This window comes from Streptococcus suis YS56 (genome assembly GCF_000440115.1).
GTDB lineage: Bacteria > Bacillota > Bacilli > Lactobacillales > Streptococcaceae > Streptococcus > Streptococcus suis_L.
Genome location: NZ_ALMY01000075.1, coordinates 1 through 21,745, shown reverse-complemented (window position 1 = coordinate 21,745; position 21,745 = coordinate 1). Strand labels below are relative to the sequence as shown.

20 protein-coding genes and 2 pseudogenes are annotated in these 21,745 nt (G+C 37.1%); 20 read left to right on the top strand and 2 right to left on the bottom strand.

Annotation, left to right across the window (positions count from 1 at the left end):
* Positions 1–141 precede the first annotated feature (141 nt).
* The 14 genes and pseudogenes from SST62_RS0109410 (at position 142) to glf (ending at position 14,801) form a co-directional block, all read left to right on the top strand.
* Positions 142–1,209 carry a glycosyltransferase gene (locus tag SST62_RS0109410; protein ID WP_029187151.1) on the top strand — a complete coding sequence of 356 codons (1,068 nt, stop codon included), beginning with the start codon at positions 142–144 and terminating at the stop codon, positions 1,207–1,209.
* Entirely contained in the window at positions 1,206–2,426 is a 1,221-nt protein-coding gene (locus SST62_RS0109405) for an O-antigen ligase family protein (protein WP_029187150.1), read from the top strand. Before SST62_RS0109410 ends, SST62_RS0109405 begins: the two co-directional genes overlap by 4 nt.
* Positions 2,427–2,490: 64 nt before the next feature.
* Complete coding sequence (locus SST62_RS0109400; RefSeq protein WP_029187149.1) at positions 2,491–3,417, top strand: ATP-grasp fold amidoligase family protein; 927 nt, start codon at positions 2,491–2,493, stop codon at positions 3,415–3,417.
* Between the two features lie 27 nt (positions 3,418–3,444).
* The gene (locus tag SST62_RS0109395; protein WP_029187148.1) at positions 3,445–4,938 is read left to right on the top strand and encodes a lipopolysaccharide biosynthesis protein; all 1,494 of its coding nucleotides are present in this window, start codon (positions 3,445–3,447) and stop codon (positions 4,936–4,938) included.
* Entirely contained in the window at positions 4,931–5,785 is an 855-nt protein-coding gene (locus tag SST62_RS0109390) for a LicD family protein (protein WP_029187147.1), read from the top strand. Before SST62_RS0109395 ends, SST62_RS0109390 begins: the two co-directional genes overlap by 8 nt.
* A gap of 10 nt (positions 5,786–5,795) precedes the next feature.
* Positions 5,796–7,340: an NTP transferase domain-containing protein gene (locus SST62_RS0109385; protein WP_029187146.1), complete on the top strand. Its 1,545-nt coding sequence runs from the start codon at positions 5,796–5,798 to the stop codon at positions 7,338–7,340.
* Positions 7,341–7,432: 92 nt separating this feature from the next.
* Entirely contained in the window at positions 7,433–8,488 is a 1,056-nt protein-coding gene (locus tag SST62_RS0109380; protein WP_029187145.1) for an NAD-dependent epimerase/dehydratase family protein, read from the top strand.
* A gap of 195 nt (positions 8,489–8,683) precedes the next feature.
* Positions 8,684–10,174 (top strand): nucleotide sugar dehydrogenase, encoded by a 1,491-nt coding sequence (locus SST62_RS0109375; protein WP_029187144.1) that lies wholly within the window; start codon positions 8,684–8,686, stop codon positions 10,172–10,174.
* Positions 10,175–10,226: 52 nt separating this feature from the next.
* Positions 10,227–11,147, top strand: a complete 921-nt coding sequence (locus tag SST62_RS0109370) for a DMT family transporter (protein WP_029187143.1) — start codon at positions 10,227–10,229, stop codon at positions 11,145–11,147.
* A gap of 12 nt (positions 11,148–11,159) precedes the next feature.
* Positions 11,160–11,849, top strand: a complete 690-nt coding sequence (locus SST62_RS0109365; protein WP_029187142.1) for a CTP--phosphocholine cytidylyltransferase — start codon at positions 11,160–11,162, stop codon at positions 11,847–11,849.
* A gap of 42 nt (positions 11,850–11,891) precedes the next feature.
* Positions 11,892–12,260, top strand: a pseudogene (locus SST62_RS0109360) (UDP binding domain-containing protein); the annotation flags it as partial.
* Between the two features lie 225 nt (positions 12,261–12,485).
* A complete protein-coding gene (locus SST62_RS0109355; protein WP_029187140.1) occupies positions 12,486–13,394 on the top strand; it encodes an Rpn family recombination-promoting nuclease/putative transposase in 909 nt (302 codons plus the stop codon).
* Between the two features lie 12 nt (positions 13,395–13,406).
* The gene (locus SST62_RS0109350) at positions 13,407–13,664 is read left to right on the top strand and encodes a hypothetical protein (protein ID WP_029187139.1); all 258 of its coding nucleotides are present in this window, start codon (positions 13,407–13,409) and stop codon (positions 13,662–13,664) included.
* Between the two features lie 18 nt (positions 13,665–13,682).
* On the top strand, positions 13,683–14,801 hold the full coding sequence (gene glf / locus SST62_RS0109345) for a UDP-galactopyranose mutase (RefSeq protein ID WP_029187138.1): 1,119 nt from the start codon (positions 13,683–13,685) through the stop codon (positions 14,799–14,801).
* A 91-nt stretch (positions 14,802–14,892) separates the two neighbouring features.
* Here the strand turns inward: glf and SST62_RS01000000111710 are convergent.
* Positions 14,893–15,437, bottom strand: a pseudogene (locus SST62_RS01000000111710) (NADPH-dependent FMN reductase).
* A gap of 62 nt (positions 15,438–15,499) precedes the next feature.
* A complete protein-coding gene (locus tag SST62_RS0109335; protein ID WP_009909619.1) occupies positions 15,500–15,949 on the bottom strand; it encodes a MarR family winged helix-turn-helix transcriptional regulator in 450 nt (149 codons plus the stop codon).
* Between the two features lie 213 nt (positions 15,950–16,162).
* Here SST62_RS0109335 and SST62_RS0109330 point away from each other — a divergent pair, with 213 nt between their 5' ends.
* The 6 genes from SST62_RS0109330 to SST62_RS0109305 all read left to right on the top strand — a co-directional run bounded on the left by SST62_RS0109330 (position 16,163) and on the right by SST62_RS0109305 (position 21,524).
* Positions 16,163–16,660 carry a DUF5590 domain-containing protein gene (locus tag SST62_RS0109330; RefSeq protein ID WP_029187137.1) on the top strand — a complete coding sequence of 166 codons (498 nt, stop codon included), beginning with the start codon at positions 16,163–16,165 and terminating at the stop codon, positions 16,658–16,660.
* Positions 16,657–17,838: a pyridoxal phosphate-dependent aminotransferase gene (locus tag SST62_RS0109325; protein ID WP_029187136.1), complete on the top strand. Its 1,182-nt coding sequence runs from the start codon at positions 16,657–16,659 to the stop codon at positions 17,836–17,838. The genes SST62_RS0109330 and SST62_RS0109325 overlap by 4 nt, the downstream gene beginning before the upstream one ends.
* Positions 17,839–17,852: 14 nt before the next feature.
* Positions 17,853–19,199, top strand: a complete 1,347-nt coding sequence (asnS, locus tag SST62_RS0109320) for an asparagine--tRNA ligase (protein WP_029187135.1) — start codon at positions 17,853–17,855, stop codon at positions 19,197–19,199.
* 113 nt (positions 19,200–19,312) lie between these two features.
* The gene (gene relB, locus SST62_RS0109315) at positions 19,313–19,540 is read left to right on the top strand and encodes a type II toxin-antitoxin system RelB family antitoxin (RefSeq protein WP_002938604.1); all 228 of its coding nucleotides are present in this window, start codon (positions 19,313–19,315) and stop codon (positions 19,538–19,540) included.
* On the top strand, positions 19,530–19,799 hold the full coding sequence (locus SST62_RS0109310) for a type II toxin-antitoxin system RelE family toxin (protein ID WP_029187134.1): 270 nt from the start codon (positions 19,530–19,532) through the stop codon (positions 19,797–19,799). Before relB ends, SST62_RS0109310 begins: the two co-directional genes overlap by 11 nt.
* Before the next feature lie 405 nt (positions 19,800–20,204).
* Positions 20,205–21,524 (top strand): MATE family efflux transporter, encoded by a 1,320-nt coding sequence (locus tag SST62_RS0109305; protein ID WP_029187133.1) that lies wholly within the window; start codon positions 20,205–20,207, stop codon positions 21,522–21,524.
* Positions 21,525–21,745: the final 221 nt, after the last annotated feature.

The window sequence follows — 21,745 nt, the reverse complement described above, 5'->3', positions numbered from 1 at the left end:
TATAATAAATAGAGCTGTGATTCTTAATAATGTTAGAATTGGGAACATGTCAACATCGGAGCGACCGCTATGGTACTGGAGGACATTCCTGAAAATTGTACAGTTGCTGAAGTTTCAGCTAAAATAATTTAGAGAGTAAGTATGAAAATAGTTTTTTTATCATTTTTACATGGTTTTGGAGGAGCCGAAAAGCAAAATATCGCTCTAGCGAACGAAATGGCTGAACGGGGGCATAGTGTTTGGTTAGTATCCCTCTCTGTAGATAATGTATGTTATGAGCTATCCACGAAAGTTAAGTACATATACTTGAAAGACACAGCAAAAGGAGTAGGTAGACTTTTAGCTAGATATTCTGCTATAAAAGAATTTTTGAGCGAGATTAAACCTGATATCACTATTCATTTTTGGTTTCAAACAGCCTATTTGACATCATTTATGTCTAAGAAAGTAACAGGTAAAATTATTTACGCAGAACGTGGAGATCCAAGTGATAAGGAATATAAAGGAATTATGGGGCTAATTCGTATGATTAGTATTCCTAGAATTGATTATTTTATTTTTCAATCAAAGGGAGCACAGGAGTTTTTCAACCAAAAAGTTCAAAGAAAAAGTAAGATTATCATGAATCCTATTTTTATAAACGATTTGGAATTTCCAGAATTGATTTGCCGACGAAAAGTGATTGTTTCAGTTGGTAGATTACATGAACAAAAAAATCAAAAGTTATTAATAAAGGCATTTGCGGATATTTCCAAACAACTTGAAGGCTATGATTTGGAAATTTATGGAGAGGGACCTCTTGAAAATGAATTAAGAACCCTTATTCAACGATTGAATTTATCAAAACGAATTTTTTTAAAGGGAACTTGTTCAGAAATACATAAAAAGATGATCGACGCAAGTTTGTTTGTATTGTCTTCTGATTATGAAGGAGTTCCCAATACTTTATTAGAAGCAATGGCATTGGGTTTACCTGTGATTTCGACTGATTGTCGACCAGGGGGAGCGAGATATGTTATTAATAATAAGGAAAATGGACTTCTTGTGCCAAGAAATGATAGGGCAGCCTTGTCAAATTCGATGTTGTGGATGTTGCGGAATCCGCAGATTGCAGAGGAAATGGGGAAAACTGCAAATAATAGTGTAAAAGAATTTAGCAGTGAAAAAATATATGATCAATGGGAAGAGTGTTTGCGGAGAATCAAATGATTGAAAGTAGAAAAATAAAAGTTTCAACATTAGAGTTTTATTTAAATATTATGGCAATTGTGCTAATTTTAGTATCTGAAATAAACTTTTATACTCCTGAGAGTATAAAAGTTTATTCGGTGCTAACAATGATAGGTATGGTTATTTCGTACAGCTTGGGAGTGCAATATTTTCGCTATAGAGTAAGATTGAATCATTTTATCATTTGGATTTCAGTGATTTACTTTATGTTTTGTGTTTATGGAATATTTTTTCTAAGGTCTGGAGTTTTTCCTATTGATTCGATACTGTACAGATATTTTGAAAATATTGCTTTATATTTATCGATTTCATCTATTTTACGAAAGAATTACATAAAAATAACACTTCCATTTGTTCTAGCAGGATTGTTTTCAATTATATATCTGATTTCTAAAGAGGGGGCAGATATAATATCAGGAGGTGTACGAATAGGTGGTTCCTTAAGTGGAAACGTAAACTCTGTAGGATTTAACTTTGGTTTGGTTAGTTCTTTACTGGCATGGAGATATTGTATTACTAAGAATAAGCACGACATGATTTTATTTTTAGTATTTGTAATTTTTATGTTGCTGACAGGATCTAAAAAGACTTTATTTTTTTTATTGACTAATTTATTTATTTTTTATTATCATAATCGTCATAAAGCGATTATTTGGTTAAAGGTCATCCTGTCTTTCTTTTTTTTATGGATTCTAATTTTTAAGATTCCCTATTTTTATTCTATTATGGGGTTTCGAATCGAGCAGATGTTGATGACTTTACTGGGGGATTCTAATACTCTTACATATTCTTATTCAACGGACATGCGTGAAAAAATGTTAGTTGAATCCCTACATTTTTTTCTGGAGCACCCGATTTTTGGAGGTGGATGGAATTATTTTGGTTTAAAAACAACCTTGAACTATGATTATTCACATAGTAACATTGCAGAATTATCGGTTACATTTGGCTTGATGGGGTTATTCACATATTACAGTAGATACATATATAATCTCTATATATCTTTGAATGGTTTGAGGGATTTAGCAAATAAGAAAAAAAATAATTTTTCTCTCTTATCTTTTTCTTTAGTTAGTACAATATTGTTTATTGAATGGTCTGCGGTAACTTTCTCCGCACAGGTTTTTTGGTACCTACCTATTATTATTTCTTGCGCAATGTTGAATGAAATTTTACGGAAGCCTGAATCCAAATAGAAGAATAACAAATGTCCGATTAATTTTAAAATGGATAACCGATATAGACATTAGGGAGTGAGAAATGAATAAATATTTTAAATTTTTATTTAATAAAGATTACAGATTCAAAGTTTTAGCAAGGAATGGTTTTTTCAAAAATATGCCAGATAGTGTTTTTTTGAAAAGGTTGTATAAAATCAATATGAACCAAGAGTTGAATTTGTTATCACCTAAAACATATAACGAAAAATTACAATGGTTAAAAATTCATGATCGAAATAAAGAATATATCAAGTTGGTTGATAAATATAAAGTGAAAGAGGTTGTTGCTGCAAGCATTGGCAAGCAGTATATTGTTCCCACATTGGACGTTTGGAATCGTGCTGAAGAAATCGATTTTGATACGTTGCCAAATCAATTTGTTTTAAAATGTACGCATGATTCAGGGAGCGTGATTATTTGCAGGGATAAAGAGGAATTTGATAGAGAAAAGGCAAGAAAATTGCTTTGCAGGGCATTAAAACGTAATTTTTACTATCCTTATAGAGAATGGGTTTATAAAGATGTTCCACCTAGAATTATAGCGGAAGAGTATTTAGAAGATTTAGCTAACGTAGCTGATACAGTAGATTATAAATTTTTCTTTTTTAATGGGAGAGCGGAATTTATATATATTTCTAAAGGACTTGAAGATCATAATACTGCTCAAATTTCATTCTATGATTTAGAGGGAAATGAATTAGAATTTTGTAGAGCTGATTTTAGACGTTTAGGTGATTTTGTCTTACCTCCAAATTTTCCAGAAATGAGAAAGATAGCAGAAAAACTTTATGATATTTGTAATGCCCCATTTGTACGAATAGATTTGTATTCTGTTAATGGTAGGATATATTTTTCGGAATTTACCTTTTATCCAGCAGGAGGTTTTTTACCATTTTCACCAAAAGAAACAGATGAAAAACTTGGAGAGTTGTTAGATTTGTCGCAGATTGATAAAACATCTCCTTGATAAATCATCGACTATGAGGATATATAATTGATAAAAAAGTTAACGACAAAAGTTGTATTTAAAAATACTATTATTTACATGGTTTGTGGGTTGTTAATCAGAGGATTTAGTTTTTTTCTACTTCCGCTTTATACTTCTTATTTAACCACTGTTGATTATGGTATTACGAGTCTTGTAAGTAGTTTTTTAATAACAGGTTCATTTCTTGTTGCGGCATCGTTGTATTCTGCGATATTTCGTTTTTATGTAGATCTAAAACATGATACGGTTAGGTTAAGTCGTTTTTATGGAACTATAATTTTATTTGTTTTACTAATTAGTATTATTGCTAGTATAGTTATGATACTTGGAAAGAAAATAGTGGGTTATTATTTTTTTAATAATATAGACTTTTTTCCGACAATATTCATTTCTATTTTATCGCTAGTTTTTTATTGTCAGTATACTATTTATGAAAATATTTTAAAAAGTCAGCAGCAAGCTGGAAAGTATGCAATCATTACACTGATATTTTTTATTCTTACCCTAGTTTTGAATATATTATTTGTAGTACATTTTAAACTCGGAGCAAATGGAGTCTTACTTGCCAATCTCATAACATATGCTGTTTACTTCTTTGTAATGTTAATTGATCTATGGAAATCTAGTATGATAATATGGTGCTTGGATAAGAGATTACTAAAGGAAGCTTTACTATATTCGATACCAATAATCCCTCATAATTTATCAACCCATATTACAGTTTTTTTGTCGAAGCTTTTTATCGGAGACATTGGGAATCTAGGAGATGTAGGACTGTTTGCGATTGCCTCCCAATTCGGTGGTATTGCTGATATAGTTCAAGGTTATGTGAATAGTGCTTACGGTCCATGGCTCTATGAGCAGATGACGATATTAAACGATTCAGTTCGGAAGAATATTGCGAAAATTTCAGAAATTTTAACGTATGTAATTGGTTTTTTCCTTTTGGGCATTGCACTATTTTCTCATGATTATATTATTTTGTTATTAGATAAAGGATATGCTTCTTCTTGGAAGTATATTCCTTTGATAGTAAGTGTATTTTTGATAAAGATACTTTACTATTTTTATGTAGAAATTCTCTTCTATCATAAGAAAGCATCAAGATTGATTTTTGTTGCAACCTTATCAAGTAGCCTGGTGAATGTAGTAATTTCTTATTATTTGATTGGAATCTTAGGTATAACCGGCTCAATCCTTGCAGATTTTATTTCAATGCTCATACGAGTCGGGATTGTCATAGCAATTAGCAAACGATTTGAAGATATAGGATTAAAGCTTTCAAAGCTTGTCTATATCATCATGGTAGTTGTTGTTTTTATGGGGATTGGGCTGTATTTTACATATCTTAACTATCCGTTTACATTTAGTTATATTGAGTTTGGGTACAGAGTTGTTGTAATGTTTACTTACCTAGGTTTTGTGCTTTATAAATTCCGTGCAGAGTTTAAACAATTCTTAAATCAGAAAAAAAATCTTTTGGGAGGAAAAAATGGATAGAAATGAATTTTTGGAAGAGGTTCGTAAGAGTTCATATTATCGTAAAGATTTCGAACAAATTTTTGAAGAGTTCAAATCCTATCAAGATTTAATTTTGAATGCTTTGAGAGAATTTCATAAGGTTTGTGTCACGAACTCAATTCCATATCAATTAGCATATGGTTCCTTATTAGGTGCTGTGAGAGATAATGGTCAAATTCCATGGGATTATGATGTGGATGTTTTTGTTCCATATTCGAAAAAAGAGGAGCTTATTGAGGCACTAAAGAATGATTTGAACGACGAGTTTTATTTTTACTGTCCAGAAGTTGATGAGAACTGTCGTCATTATATGATGCGGATTGCACCAAAAGGTTATTCTACTGAGTTATTTCATTTAGATGTATTTTATTTGATTGGTATGCCAGAAGAGTCAGAAGAAAGGAAGAGATTTTCTAAAGAAGTACAACAACTGGCCTTTATTAGATACTATAAATTGATTTCTCTTATAAAATCAGCTAATTCATTTAAAGGTGCAGTAAAAATCGGCTTATTTAAGCTGAGATACTTATTTCGCGATGTTGAAAGAGATTATAAGAAATTTGAAAAATTATGTAGTATGTACGGACTAGAAGAGTCAAGTTACGCCACAACAGCAGACATTTTTGCTACATGGTATGAGATTCCAACAAAAAATGTACTATCGATAGAAAAAATGCAAACTTTAGAAGGAGAATTTTGTGTGCCAACGTCTTACAAGCACTTACTATCGTTACTCTATGGTGATTATTTAAAGGTACCTGCATTAGAAAATAGAATCAAAGAATTACTGAAACATCATAGTTTACAGTCTAAGAATATTTATTGAGGTTGCATGGATGATACTAAAAAATGCCATTATTCTCGCGGCGGGCTTAGGTAGACGAACTATCCCATTAAATTTTGAGACTCACAAGGCTTTTCTAGAAGTGAATGGTGAGATATTGATTGAACGCTTAATCGTACAACTCAAAGAAGCAGGGGTTTCTGAAATTATTATTGTTATTGGATACAAAAAAGAACAATTCCGATATTTAATAGATAAGTACGAAGTTGAATTAATTGAAAATGATGATTTTGCTAACTCCAATACACTATACTCCCTAAGTTTAGCGGAATCCTATTTGTCGAATTCCTATATAATTCCATGTGACATCTGGTGCGCAACAAATCCTTTTACTAGCAAGAAAGATGACTCTTCTTGGTATATGATTGCTGATATTTCAAAAAACGTAACAAAGTTAGATGATTTGAGCGAAAGATTAGGTGTTGCTTTTATAGAGCAATCGGATTCAATTTGGATAAAGCAGAGGCTTCGAGAGTTGGCAAATAACCCTAGTCAACAAATGCTAGCTTGGGAAGAGCTTTTGGTTACAGATGGGGAACTAGCAATACCTACATTCAAAAATTGCGAGCATTTTATACAAGATATTAATACATTTGAAGATTTGATTTTCTTAGATGATATGTCTAATCATTTAAGAGTAGAAACAATAGATATTATTTGTACAACTTTTGATATTGCTCCTAAAGAAATAAAGAATGTACTTGCCTTGAAAAAAGGCATGACCAATCGTTCTTTTATGTTTGAATGCAAAGACAAAAGTTACATTATGAGAATTCCTGGGGAGGGAACCGATAAATTAATTAATCGAGAACAGGAAGCTGAAGTTTACAGAGTAATTGCTGGGGAAAGTATTAGTGACGAATTGATTTATATTAGCCCTGAAAAAGGATATAAAATTACTTCTTTTATTGATGGTGCAAGAAACTGTGATTCAAATAATAAAAGCGATGTTTCTTTATGTATGAAAAAATTAAGAGGTTTTCATGAAAGCGAATTAATTACTTCTCATGAGTTTGATTTATTTGGGGAAATAGAATTTTATGAAAGCTTAAGAGGAAATAGGGAATCTATATACGAAGACTATCAATCTGTTAAAAATAGAGTACTTACTCTTAAGAGTTATATTCAGTTGAATATAGAAAAAAAGGTTCTTTGTCACATTGATGCAAATCCCGATAATTTCTTAATCTTTGAGAAAAATAATCAAACAGAAGTTCGTTTAATTGATTGGGAGTATGCTGGGATGCAGGATCCTGATTTAGACATTGCGATGTTTGCTATTTATTCTCAATACAATAGGGAGCAAATAGATTTTTTGATAGACGCATACTTTGAAGAAGGGTGCGAAGAAAGAATAAGAATGAAAATTTATGCATATGTTGCTACTGCTGGTTTGTTATGGAGCAATTGGTGTGAATATAAACAGCAACTAGGGGTTGAGTTTGGTGACTACGCTCGATACCAGTATGAATATGCAAAAGAGTTTTCAGTTATTGTCAGTGAGTATCTATCAACTTTCGAAGATGAGGATAATTAGGAAGTGCTAATATTTTTATTTTCTTGTTTGAATGATGAATGCAAATATAATCGGAGATGTTTGCTTTATAAAATAGATAGGGAGGAAGTATATTGAAATTAAATAAGAACAGAATTATTTTCATCACAGGTTCAGCTGGTTTCATCGGTAGCAACCTAGTATTAGAACTATTAAGGAGTGACGAAGCATATCATATTATCGGTCTTGATAATTTGAATGATTACTATGATGTAACGTTGAAACAGTATCGTCTTGAACAAATAAATCAACTATCAAACGAAAGTAAAAATAAATGGACTTTTATTGAAGGCGATTTGGCGGACAAAGGATTAGTAAATTCAATTTTTGAACAATATCAGCCTGATATTGTTGTGAATTTGGCAGCACAAGCAGGTGTAAGATATTCGATTACAAATCCAGAAGTTTACATTGAAAGTAATATCATTGGCTTTCAAAATATCCTAGAAGCGTGTCGCCATTATCCAGTTGAACATCTTGTATATGCCTCCTCATCTTCAGTATATGGTGGGAATGAAAAAGTACCATTTTCAACAGATGACAAGGTTGATAATCCTGTTTCGCTTTACGCAGCAACCAAAAAGTCAAACGAGTTATTTGCTCATGCTTATAGTAAGCTCTATGACATTCCAACAACGGGACTACGTTTCTTTACGGTCTACGGTCCAGCAGGTCGTCCAGATATGGCTTATTTTGGATTCACAAATAAACTGATAAAAGGGGAAACGATTGAAATTTTCAACTATGGAAATTGTAAACGTGATTTTACCTATGTCGATGATATTGTGGAAGGTGTCAAGCGTGTCATGTTTGGCGCACCACAGAAGAGAAGTGGAAGTGATGGTCTCCCTATTCCGCCGTATGCAATCTACAATATTGGCAATAGCAATCCTGAAAACTTATTGGATTTTGTTCACATATTGAGTGAGGAACTAGTTTTGGCAGGAGTATTGCCAGAAGATTTTGATATTGAAGCACATAAAAAACTGGTGCCTATGCAAGCTGGAGATGTACCAGTAACCTACGCTGATACTTCTGATTTGGAGAGAGATTTTGGTTTTAGTCCCTCTACCACTCTCAGAGAAGGCTTACGTCGATTTGCTCAATGGTATAAGGAGTATTATAAATAGACCTTGTTTTCTAGACTAGTATGCTCATAGTTTGTATGGATAAAAAATATATCAAGATACACAAAGATGAGAAGGATTGATTTATCTTGTTCTCTTATAGCACTTGATTAAAACTATGTTGTCGATGATATTTTTTTGATTTTTTTAGTAACAAATGGTATACTTTGTATATCATTTTTTTGTAGAGGTGAAATTATGAGTAACAAAGAATTTTCTCAAGAATTTCTTAAAACTATTATTTTTTCTAAAAGAAAAGAGTTGGGATATTCTCAGCAGGAACTTTCTGATTTGACAGGGATAAATCGGGCTATGATTAGCAAGCTGGAGCAAGGTGAATATCTTCCTTCGATTCCTCAGTTACTGGCTTTGAGCAATGTGCTTGAATTTGAAATTAACAGTTTATTTGTTTCTGATTTTCCGAAGTCAATCGGCACTCTTCCGGCAAAAAATATCGCTGTTGCAGGAACCGGTTATGTCGGTCTTTCTATCGCTGTCTTATTAGCACAGCATCATCAAGTTACCGCTGTGGATATTATCCAAGAAAAAGTTGACTTAATCAATTCTAAGAACTCTCCGATTCAGGATGATTATATAGAGAAATATCTTGCGGAAAAGGACTTGAATTTAGTAGCAACACTTGATGCAGAAAAAGCCTACAAAGAGGCAGAAATTGTTGTGATTGCTGCTCCAACGAACTATGATAGTGCTAAGAATTACTTTGACACTAGTCATGTGGAATCTGTGATTCAAACAGTATTGTCGGTCAATCCTAAGGCATTAATGGTCATCAAATCAACGATTCCTGTTGGATTCACCCAGTCTATGCGTGAAAAGTTTGCTACGGAAAATATTATTTTTAGTCCAGAGTTTCTTAGAGAGTCAAAAGCACTTTATGATAATCTCTACCCTTCACGGATTATTGTATCCTGTGAAGAAGGAGCTCCAGATTCGGTAGTAGAAGGTTCAAGACTATTTGCCTCGCTACTACAAGAAGGTGCCTTGAAAGAGGATGTCGATGTATTACATATGGGATCGACAGAAGCTGAAGCGGTTAAGCTTTTTGCCAATACCTATTTGGCCTTGCGTGTTTCTTACTTCAATGAATTGGATACCTATGCTGAGCTAAAAGGATTAGATACAGAATCGATTATTCGAGGAGTTGGTTTGGATCCTCGTATCGGCGATCATTATAATAATCCCTCTTTCGGATATGGAGGCTATTGCTTGCCAAAAGATACAAAGCAATTATTGGCTAATTACAATGATATTCCACAGAACATGATGACGGCCATTGTTGAAGCCAATAAAACAAGGAAAGATTTTATTGCCGATCAGGTGCTGAAAATGGCTGGTTATTATGATTACTCTGAACATGATAGCTACTCTCGTCAGCAAGAAAAAGAAATTACTGTTGGTGTTTACCGTTTAACGATGAAGAGCAACTCGGATAACTTTAGACAGAGTTCCATTCAAGGTGTCATGAAACGATTGAAAGCCAAAGGTGCAAAAGTTATTATTTTTGAACCAACTCTAGAGGACGACTCAACCTTCTTTGGTTCTAAAATTATCAATGATTTGAAGAAGTTCAAGTCTCAATGTCAAGCCATTGTAGCCAATCGTTATGATAGTTCTTTGGACGATGTGCGAGATAAGGTATATACACGAGATATTTTTAGAAGAGATTAAAGAATGTATCGATGTTTTAAATATATATATACTTATTCTAAAAGGAGTAACTATGAAGATTAGTTTAAGAGGAAATTTACAGGGCTTGTTATCAGGAATGTTTTGGGGATTGGATACATCCTTGAATAGTTTGATATTGTTAATGGTTCCTTTCGTTGTTGGGGATAGCAAGCTATTATCCTCTACGTTACTATTAGCATTTTTTCACGATTTCTTTTCTGCTATTTTTTTAACAATTGACTTATCTATTAGAGGTCGGTTTAAAAATACGATACAAATTTTGAAAACTAGAAGTGCTTATTTTGTAATGATAGCAGCAGTATTCGCAGGACCTTTAGGAATGAGAGCCTATCTATTTGCAGTGGAGAAGTTGGGGGCAGGCTTGACAGCGACAATATCCGCTATCTACCCTGCAGTCGCAGCTTTATTAGGTATGATTTTTTTAAAAGATTATTTGACAAGAAAGGGATGGTTTGGGCTCGCTTTAACTATCTTGGCAGTTATTTTTCTTGGATATAGTGGTTTTTCTCAAATAGAAGAATTATTCATTGGTTCTTTAGTGGCATTGCTATGTGTAATTGGCTGGGCTTCAGAGAGTGTTATTACCGCTTATGGCATGAAAGAAGATATTTTACCTAAACAAGCTTTATTTATCAGGCAATGGACTTCAAGCTTAGTCTATCTGTTGTTTATGATAATAGAGGGGGATGTTGTTTACAGTTTAGCAACTGTTTTTAGTTCACAGTCTATTCTTTTTATCATTTGTCTTTCCGTTATAGGAACGCTTTCCTATTTATTTTATTATTCTGCTATTGATACTATAGGTCCAGTAAGAGCGACAGGTTTAAATGTCACTTATTCTATTTGGACAGTCATCTTCTCGCTGTTTCTTTTCGGTGGACAATTAGATATAAAGTTAATCTTCAGTAGTATAGTTATTGTTATTGGTACACTATTTGTCTTGAAAAATTAAGGGGGAGAATTGATGAGAGCGATTATTTTAGCAGCAGGAATGGGAACTAGATTAAGACCCTTGACTTTTACAACTCCTAAATCTTTGATTGAAGTTGGAGATCAAACATTAATAGAAAGACAAATTTTATTTTTAAATGAAATAGGTATTTCGGAAATTATTATTGTGACAGGTTATTTATCAGAAAAGTTTGACTTTTTAGAGAGTAAATATGGGGTAAGGTTAATTCACAATGATAAATATGATACCTATAATAACTTTTATAGCATGTATCTTGTGAGGGATTTTTTAAGTGATGCTTATGTGATTGATGCGGACAATTATTTGCACACGAACTTCTTAGATTCTGATGTAACCATTTCTACATATTTTTCGGCATATAAAGATAATTTTGAGGATGAGTGGCTTTTAAAATGTGATGATAATGGTCAAGTGAAAGAAATTGTGATAGATAGTGGCGAGGGCTCTATTCTATCTGGGGTATCATATTGGGATGCAAAATCTGGTCAGGTTCTAAACAAACTTATTGAAGAAGTGTTAGAATCAAACGATTTTTGTAATTTGTATTGGGATAATCTTGTAAAAGATAACTTGGATAAGTTGACAGTGTATAAGCGAGATATTCCTTCGAACGTTATATTTGAGATTGATAATCTTGATGATTTAGGACAGTTACAAGAATTTTTAAATTCACATAGCTAATCATAGGATTGCTGCATTTCCGGAATTAACGAACGTATTGTTGATGTAGCTACCGATCAGGTACTGAAGATGGCTGGCTACTATGCTTACTCAGAACATGATTCCTATTCGCAACAGCAAGAAAAGGATATCACGATAGGAATTTATCGTCTGACCATGAAGAGTAATTCTGATAACTTCCGTCAAAGTTCTATCCAGGGAGTTATGAAGCGTTTGAAGGCTAAGGGAGCAAGGGTGATTATTTATGAGCCGACCTTAGAGAACGGAACGACATTCTTTGGCTCCAAAGTCGTCAACAATCTTAAGAAATTTAAAGAAATGAGTCAAGCCATTGTAGCCAATCGATACGACTTGAGTTTGGATGATGTTCTTGACAAGGTCTATACACGGGATATTTTTAGGAGGGATTAAATATAGGGTATTTGAACTTGCATTTGGATAGAACGAATTTTCATTTTTTCTTCAGATAAAGTAGAAAACGTTCCGTAGTCAACATGGCTTTGGGACGCTTTTTAGTAGTTGCTGTAATAGGAAAGTGACTTGAAAATTTTAGATACCGTGCTATAATATAACTATAAACTTTTCCGAATAAATAGATAGGGAGTATTTCTCGATTACTTTATTTGGAGGATAGAGATGACAAAACGCCGACAGGCAGTCAGTCCAATGGCTGATATTATTGCAAAAAAGATTTTCAATGACCACGAAATTACCATTGATTTCATCAATACTTTTCTAGGTTTTCGCCCCAAGTCTGTTCAGATTTTGAATGGAACTATTGCGGATGTAAAAAAGGAAAGGACTAGCCACTTTAGTACTACGGTGGATATTTTGGCTCGTATGGATGATGGAACACAAGTCATCATCGAGATACAGGTTGCCTATCAAAACAGTTTTATCAAACGCTTATGGACCTATTCCTGCCAACATTTGGTTAAGGATTTGCCCAATGTTCGTGACAAGGTCACACAGACACACGATATGTATGATAAAATCTCACCGATTTATTCGATTGCCTTAGTAGCTAGTAAGTATTTTGATGATGATCAGCCGATTCACAGTTTTGTACTGACTGAAAAAGATGGGGGTCAAGTCTTGGAATTGCCATTTGGCGAACATGAAGAATTGAGAAAACCATTTGAAATGGTCATTATTGAACTGAAAAAATTCCGCAAGGGTCAGCTAGAGAAAAATCAGCGCCAATGGATAGAATTTTTCGCCAATCGAGCATTTAGTCAATCTACATCAGATGTTATTGAAAAAGCAGAACATCTGCTGGATAGAAACACATGGACAGAGGAGGAAATCGAAATGGTAGATCAATGGTTACGCAATGCTTCCAACCACTTTGGCGAATTGGAAAGCTCCTACATACGTGGTAGACGGCTAGGTAAGGAGGAAGGCAGAGCAGAAGGTTTGGAGAAAGGTCGTATAGAGGTCGCCTATCAGATGTTGCGTGAAGGTTTTTCGTATGAACTGATTGAAAAATTGACCGGTCTATCTTCAGATCAAATCAATCAACTGTCACAAAAACATCAGGTTTAAGAGGAAATCGAAATGGTAGATCAATGGTTGCGTAATGCTTCCAACCACTTTGGAGAATTGGAAAGTTCTTTTATACGTGGTAGAAATCGTGGAAAGGAAGAAGGAAGAGCCGAAGGTCTAGAGAAAGGCCTAGAAGAAGGAAGTCTACAAAAAAGTTTAGATGTTGCACAAAAATTATTAGCTAGAGGTCTTGACATAGAGGATGTGTTAGAAATAACAGGACTAACTTCGGAACAGTTGACTCAATTCTCGCAAGAACATCAGTTCTAGGAGGAAAATACAAAATATATGAAACATTACGACTACTTAGTTGTTGGTGCAGGTCTGTTCGGAGCGGTCTTTGCTCACGAGGCAGCTAAAAAGGGTAAAAAAATAAAGGTTATCGAAAAACGAGAACACATTGCGGGTAACATCTATACCAAAGAAGTAGAAGGTATTCAAGTCCATGAATATGGCGCGCATATTTTCCATACTTCTGAAAAAGAAATTTGGGATTATGTCAATCAATTTGCGGAGTTCAACCGCTATACAAACACACCAGTCGCCAACTACAAGGGTGAGATTTACAATCTTCCCTTCAACATGAATACCTTTAACAAGCTTTGGGGTGTGGTGACCCCTGCTGAAGCAGCAGCGAAGATTGCAGAGCAACGAGCTGTTTTGGGAGGAAAAACACCTGAGAACTTGGAAGAGCAAGCTATCTCACTAGTTGGTACAGACATCTATGAAAAATTGATCAAGTCCTACACCGAGAAACAATGGGAAAAGCCGTGTACGGAGTTACCTGCCTTCATCATCCGTCGCTTGCCTGTTCGTTTGACTTATGATAATAACTACTTTAACGATACTTATCAAGGTATTCCAATCGGTGGCTACACGCAGATTGTAGAAAAAATGTTGGAACATGAGAATATTGATGTTGAGACAAATGTTGATTTCTTTGCCAATAAGGAAGACTATTTAGCTACCTATCCAAAGATTGTCTTTACAGGAATGATTGATGAGTTCTTTGATTATAAGCTTGGTGAATTGGAATATCGTAGCCTTCGATTTGAGACAGAAGTGTTGGATATGGAAAACTATCAAGGGAATGCAGTTGTGAACTACACAGATAGCGAGACACCATATACTCGAATCATCGAACACAAACATTTCGAATTTGGTACACAAGATAAAACCATTATTACCCGTGAGTATTCGAAGACCTGGAAACGAGGCGATGAGCCATATTATCCAGTCAACAATGATCGCAATAATCATCTATACACAGCATATAAGGAATTGGCAGAACAACAAGAGAATGTTATATTCGGTGGGCGTCTTGGTCATTATCGTTACTACGATATGCACCAGGTTATCGGTGCGGCCTTGCAATGTGTGAGAAATGAAGTTGGGGAATGGTTTTGAGAAGTCATCAAAGTAGTAATTGATTCTTGTCAGAAGTCGGAATACTCTTAAAATGTTAATCAAAAAAACCAGAAATTCTGGTTTTTTTTGATTATTGAATTGCTGCCAACAGGTCAGCTGCTTGTTGCTCGAGTTTTGTTAGAGTTTCGTCAGATAACTCCAATACACCTGTTCCCCATGCTTCTGGATTGATGGTTGAACCTGTAAATTCACCAGCAATCTGAGTGCGGATAAATGGAAGAAGGTGTTGGAAGTCTTTGAATAGGTGGTCGTGACCACTGTTTGCGACGGCAGAGACAGTTGTGATTTTATCTTGTAGGATAGATGGTCCTTTTAGATTGGATAAATCGAGCGAACGACTGAGCCAATCGAGAGCATTTTTTACGATGCCTGGGATTGCATAGTTATATACTGGTGAGAAAATCCAGATAGCATCCGCAGCGTCTACTTGTGCACGTAGCTCTGCAATTTCAGGAAGGATAGGTGTCTCGATGTCTTGGTTGAATAGGGGAATTTTTGCAAGATCAATGTAAGATACTTGAGCCTTATCAGCCAAGAACGCTTCGGCTTTTTTGCCATTTGATGGTTAAAAGAACCGTCACGTAGTGAACCAACTAAAAACAATACGTTTGCCATGATGGCCTCCTTTTCATAAAAACATAAATTTAGTATATCGTATTTGTCTTTTGTTGGTAATCCTAGGTCTGCTGATTCTTGAATTTTTTAAGTATCTCGGCTAATTGGTCTTGTTCTTCTGAACTAAGGACAGAAAAAATCTCTCCAACGTGATCATAATGCTCTGGAAGGATTTTTTCAATGGTTTCGCGTCCAAGTGGAGTGAGGGCAATCAAGGAAGCACGACGGTCATTTGTATCGATCGTCTTGTAGATATAGCCATCTCGAATCATGTTTTTTATAACGACAGTCATGTTGCCAGATGTGCTTAATAATTTATCAATTAAGTCTTGAATCCGCAGATTTCCTTTGTTGTAGAGTGCCTCCATCACTCCAAACTGACAAACTGTCAGTCCGTATTTTTTGATTGTTTCTAATTCTGATTTTGCGATAGTATTAGCTGCTCTGCGAAAGACGACTAGACTGTGAAGTGCATGCTTGTTCTCATTTAAAGATTGTTCAACAGTTCTCATGAGAATATTTTAGCAATAAATGGTTCGGTTATCAAGCAAAAAAAGTTAAATCCTATATTCATAGGTAAAGTACTTTATATAGCATAGAGGAGCTGAACTGTGGGTCCCAGTTCTTATATTCGTTCTCTGTCTGAAGGAGAATGAAAGTTTATTCATAATTCAATTACGGAAAAAATGGAAATATGCTTTAACTTGTAGTATAATAGGACTACTATGGAAAAAAAGATTTTTCAACTTTTGGAAGTATTGGCAACGAAGAAGGGACAGCTGATAGCTGGTTCCTTTATACTCCTAAGTGTCATGACTTTTTCGATATTCGTTATTTGGGACCTTGCAGCTAAGCCTTTTTCTGATGTAGAGAATCACGCTATTTCTGTAGCTCGAGACTATACGGATATAGAGGTTGTTGATGATGTCTCTATCTACAACGGGACAGAAACATACTTTAGCGTGCAAGGAAAGACGAGTCAGGGGGAAATGATTGCGGTTATCATTCCTGAAGAGACAAATACTGTGTACGTTTATCCAATGGCGAATGGTATTTCTAAGGAAGAAGCGCAGGCAGTCGCTACAGAGAATGGTGCGTCAGCAGCTGATAGGGTGATTCTAGGTTTTAGGGATGACAAACCAATTTGGGAAGTCAAGTCAGGCACTGCCTACTATTTAGTTGAATTTGAAACAGGGAACTTTATCAAACGGGAGGGCTTATGAGCAAGTTATCAAGACGAGTCTTAGAAATGGAAGAAAGTGTCACTCTGGCAGCAGGTGCGCGTGCAAAAGCCTTGAAGGTGGAAGGACGTGATATTTTAGAGCTGACCTTGGGTGAGCCAGACTTCGTCACACCGAAAAATATTCAAGAAGCTGCTATTAAGTCTATCGAAAATGGTAAGGCGAGTTTTTATACGGTAGCTTCAGGGCTTCCTGAGTTGAAGGACGCAGTCAATACCTACTTTGAGAATTTCTATGGCTACTCTATCGAACGCAATCAAGTCGTTCTTGCGACAGGTGCCAAATTTGTTCTCTATGCTTTCTTTGCGGCGGTCATCAATCCTGGTGATGAGGTGATTATTCCGACACCTTACTGGGTTTCTTATGCAGATCAAATTAAGATGAACGAAGGCGTGCCAGTCTTTGTCACTGCAAGTGAAGAGCACAATTTCAAGGTAACGGTTGACCAGCTGGAAGCGGCTCGTACGGATAAGACCAAGGTTCTCTTGCTCAATAGTCCGTCCAATCCGACGGGCATGATTTACAGTCGTGAGGAATTGGAAGCCATCGGAAACTGGGCTGTGGAGCACGATATTCTCATCTTGGCAGATGATATTTACGGTCGTTTGGTCTATAATGGAAATACCTTCACACCGATTTCAAGCATTTCAGAAAGCATTCGTCAGCAGACCATTGTTGTCAACGGTGTGGCCAAGGCCTATGCCATGACAGGTTGGCGGGTTGGCTTTGCGGTTGGCAATCCTGAGATTATCGCGGCCATGAGCAAGATTGTCGGACAGACGACATCGAACCTGACAACAGTTGCTCAGTATGCGGCTATTGAAGCCTTTACAGGTCCGCAAGATACGGTAGAAACCATGCGTCAGGCCTTTGAAGAGCGGCTTAATACCATTTATCCCTTGCTGGCAGAAGTACCAGGTTTTGAGCTTATCAAGCCAGAAGGTGCCTTCTATCTCTTCCCAAATGTCAAAAAGGCTATGGAAATCAAGGGCTACACAGATGTGACTGAATTTACCACAGCCATTTTGGAAGAAGTTGGGGTGGCCTTGGTGACAGGTGCTGGTTTTGGAGCTCCTGAGAATATCCGCCTCAGCTATGCGACAGATATGGACACGCTCAAAGAAGCAGTGGCACGACTACACACATTTATGAAAAAATAAAAAGAGGAAAAATAATGTCTAGAAAATTGATTACCATCAACCAAGTAAAAGATTATGTCGGTCAAGAAGTGACCATTGGTGCCTGGGTTTCCAACAAATCAGGCAAGGGCAAATTGGCTTTCTTACAGTTGCGAGACGGAACAGCCTTCTTCCAAGCTGTTGCTTTCAAGCCAAACTTCATTGAAAAATTCGGCGAAGAAGCTGGTGCGGAGAAGTTCGATGTAGCAAAACGTCTCAGCCAAGAAACGTCTGTCTATGTGACAGGGATTGTCAAGGAAGATGAGCGTTCTAAGTTTGGATATGAGTTGGATGTGACAGACCTTGAAGTGATCGGCGAATCACAAGATTACCCAATCACACCAAAAGAACACGGTACGGACTTCCTGATGGACAACCGTCACCTCTGGTTGCGTTCACGTAAGCAGGTCGCTATCCAACAAATCCGTAATGCCATCATCTATGCGACTTATGAATTCTTTGAAAAGAATGGCTTTATCAAGTTTGATAGCCCAATCTTGTCTGGAAATGCGGCAGAAGATTCGACAGAATTGTTCGAAACGGACTACTTTGGTCAACCTGCCTACCTTAGCCAATCAGGTCAGCTATATCTTGAAGCTGGTGCTATGGCACTTGGTCGTGTCTTCGACTTCGGTCCTGTTTTCCGTGCAGAAAAATCAAAAACTCGCCGTCACTTGACAGAGTTCTGGATGATGGATGCCGAGTATTCCTTCCTCAGCCATGAAGAGTCACTTGATTTGCAAGAAGCTTATGTCAAAGCCTTGATTCAAGGTGTTATCGACCGTGCTCCACAAGCCTTGGAAACTCTTGAGCGTGATGTGGATGCTCTCAAACGCTACATTGCAGAACCATTTAAACGTGTGGCTTATGATGATGCCATTACCCTTCTGCAAGAGCATGAGGCTGATGAAGATACGGACTACGAACACATCGAGCATGGGGATGATTTTGGTTCGCCACATGAAACTTGGATTTCAAACTACTTTGGTGTACCGACTTTCGTTGTTAACTATCCAGCAAGCTTCAAGGCCTTTTACATGAAACCAGTTCCTGGCAATCCAGAACGTGTACTTTGTGCGGACCTCTTGGCACCAGAAGGCTACGGTGAAATCATCGGTGGCTCTATGCGTGAGGACAACTACGATGCCTTGGTAGCCAAGATGGATGAGCTCGGCATGGACAAGTCAGAATATGAATTCTACCTTGACCTTCGCAAGTACGGTTCCGTACCTCACGGTGGCTTTGGTATCGGTATTGAACGTATGGTGACGTTTGTGGCTGGTACAAAACACATCCGTGAAGCCATTCCGTTCCCGAGAATGTTGCATCGCTTGCATCCATAAGCAAATCAATAGATATACAAACAGACTACAAACGTGGTCTGTTTTTCTGGTGTCCATTGACATTTTGAACGAATTGTTATACAATGTATTACAAGAAGAAAGTGGGTAGAATGATGGGAATTGTATCCTTGCGGTTAAACGATGCAGAAGAAGAAATCTTCAGAAGCTATGCCATTCATACAGGAAAAAGCCTGTCTGAGTTATTTAAAACTGCACTGGCAGAACAGATAGAAGACCAGTTGGACTATGAAATTGGTATCAAGGCTTTGAAGAAATTCCAAGAAAATCCTGTTACACACTCGATTGATGATGTTCTTGCGGAGTTAGAAGATGGCTTATAAACTTGTTCTCAGCGATGATGCTTTGAAGCAGTTGAAAAAAATGGACAGGCATGTGGGGCTGATGCTTGCTAAGGATTTGAAAAAAAGTTTGGACGGTTTGGAGAATCCAAGGCAGTTTGGCAAGGTCTTGGTTGGAGACTATACGGGCCTGTGGCGGTATCGAGTGGGAAATTACCGTGTAATTTGTGATATTATGGATAACAAAATGGTCATCCTAGCTCTTGAAATCGGGCACCGGAAAGAAATCTATAAAAAGTGAAGCTTTAGGAAACTAGGCTCGGTATCGGTGCACTTCTCAGAGCTCGTGTCAACATCTCAGCGCAGTGGTTGATTGGCTTTAACAGTCCAGTGGAGTGAAACAGTTCTGGGAACTGTTTCAGCCCGAGCCTTGAAACAGAAAAGCGAGGTAAAAAGGTTGGAGATAAGATTTGCGAAGCAAATCTCAGCAATTCGTGTTTTCCACTCCAAATCTTCCTTATACGACTGAAGCGAACGGAGTTCGCCTTATCTCCAACCTCCAAAGGCTCCCCGAACCTTTGGAGCTATGCGGGGGTGGGGAGACGAACTCCTTTTTGACTTATCGAGTTCTTCCCCACTCCCTGTTTTCTTGTTTTTTCACCTGTTTTTATTTATAATTATTCTAAATAAATCCGTGGAGAGGAAAATGAAGCAAGAAAGTTTAGGAAAAGAGATTATTCGTTTGGCCTTTCCTGCGACGGTGGAAAATATTTTTCAGACCTTAGTTGGTTTTATGGATACCCTCTTGATTGCACAGCTGGGGCTGGTAGCGGTGACGGCAGTTGGTCTTGCCAATACGATTTTGAATGTCTATTTGGCGGTCTATATGGCTTTGGGAGTTGGGGCAACAGCTTTGATTGCTCGGTCTATTGGCGCGGGAGATAGGGAATCTCTTACCTTTCATGTCCGTCAAGCCTTAGTGCTTTCAGTAGGTGTAGGTCTGCTATTGGGTTTCCTATCCCTTATTTTTGGGCGGCAGATGCTGGTCTTGATGGGAGCAGATGCGGAGAGTTTGGCTGGCGCCCAGGCATTTTTTTACTGGGTTGGTGGCTTGACGATTTTCCAAGCTCTGATGACCATTTTGGGAACAATCCTGCGGGCATCTGGCGACACAGTTTCCCCTATGAAAATGAGCTTACTGACCAATGGTTTTAATGTGGTCTTGGACTATTTCTTGATTTTTGGTATTGGCTCTTGGTCAGGTTTTGGTATTGTAGGGACGGCCTTGGGAACCGTCTTAGCTCGCTTGCTTGGTACTGTCTTGCTTTACCGAAAGGTGCAACAGACTGACTTGGCAGTTGATTTCAAACAATTGTTCCATTTCGGAAGTCCTAAGGAAATGGTGGATTTGACCCTACCTGCAGCGGCCGAACGCTTGGTTATGCGGTTGGGACAGGTGGTCTATTTCAGTTTGATTGTTGGGCTGGGGATGACTGTCTATGCTTCTCACATGATTGCAGGCAATATCGAGAGTTTTACCTATATGCCAGCCTATAGTCTTGCGACAGCGGCAGCGGTTTTGATTGGTCAAGCCTTGGGAAAGGGGGACATCCTCACAGTTAGACGAGTCGCATTTCTCAGCTCTGCCTATGGAGTAGCCATCATGTCCCTGCTCGGTACCATCTTATTTTTCGGAGCTCCAAGTTTTGCTCTGCTATTTACCAAAGACCTAGAAGCCATCAAACAAGTCGTCACAGCTTTACGGATCGATGCTTTCAACCAGCCAGGCCTTGCGGTTTCCTTGATCATGGCTGGCGCTCTGCAGGGCTTGGGGGATACCAAGTCGCCACTCTACTCCACAATGATAGGAATGTGGGGGCTGCGCGTCGTAGGTGTTATCGTCTTAGGTCAGATGTTCGATTTAGGAATTGCCGGCGTCTGGCTGTCGATTTTGATTGACCTGCTCTTGCGAGCAATTTTTCTGACTTGGAGATTTCATGTAAAAATACGAAAACTGGCTGAGTAGGCTAGTTTTTTGGTATAAGCAGGTAGTTTTAGAAATAGATTATATATTGCCTTATTTCATATTGGTGATACTATCTCAATTCCTTTTTTATAAAAGAAAATAGGTGTAGGATAGTAGTAGGTGAGCTGTTTTATACAGAACTTGTGCTATAATCCCGACTTTATCACATAAAAAAATGCAAAGGATAGCTAACCCCTTGTGGGACAAGGAGTTTGGCTATC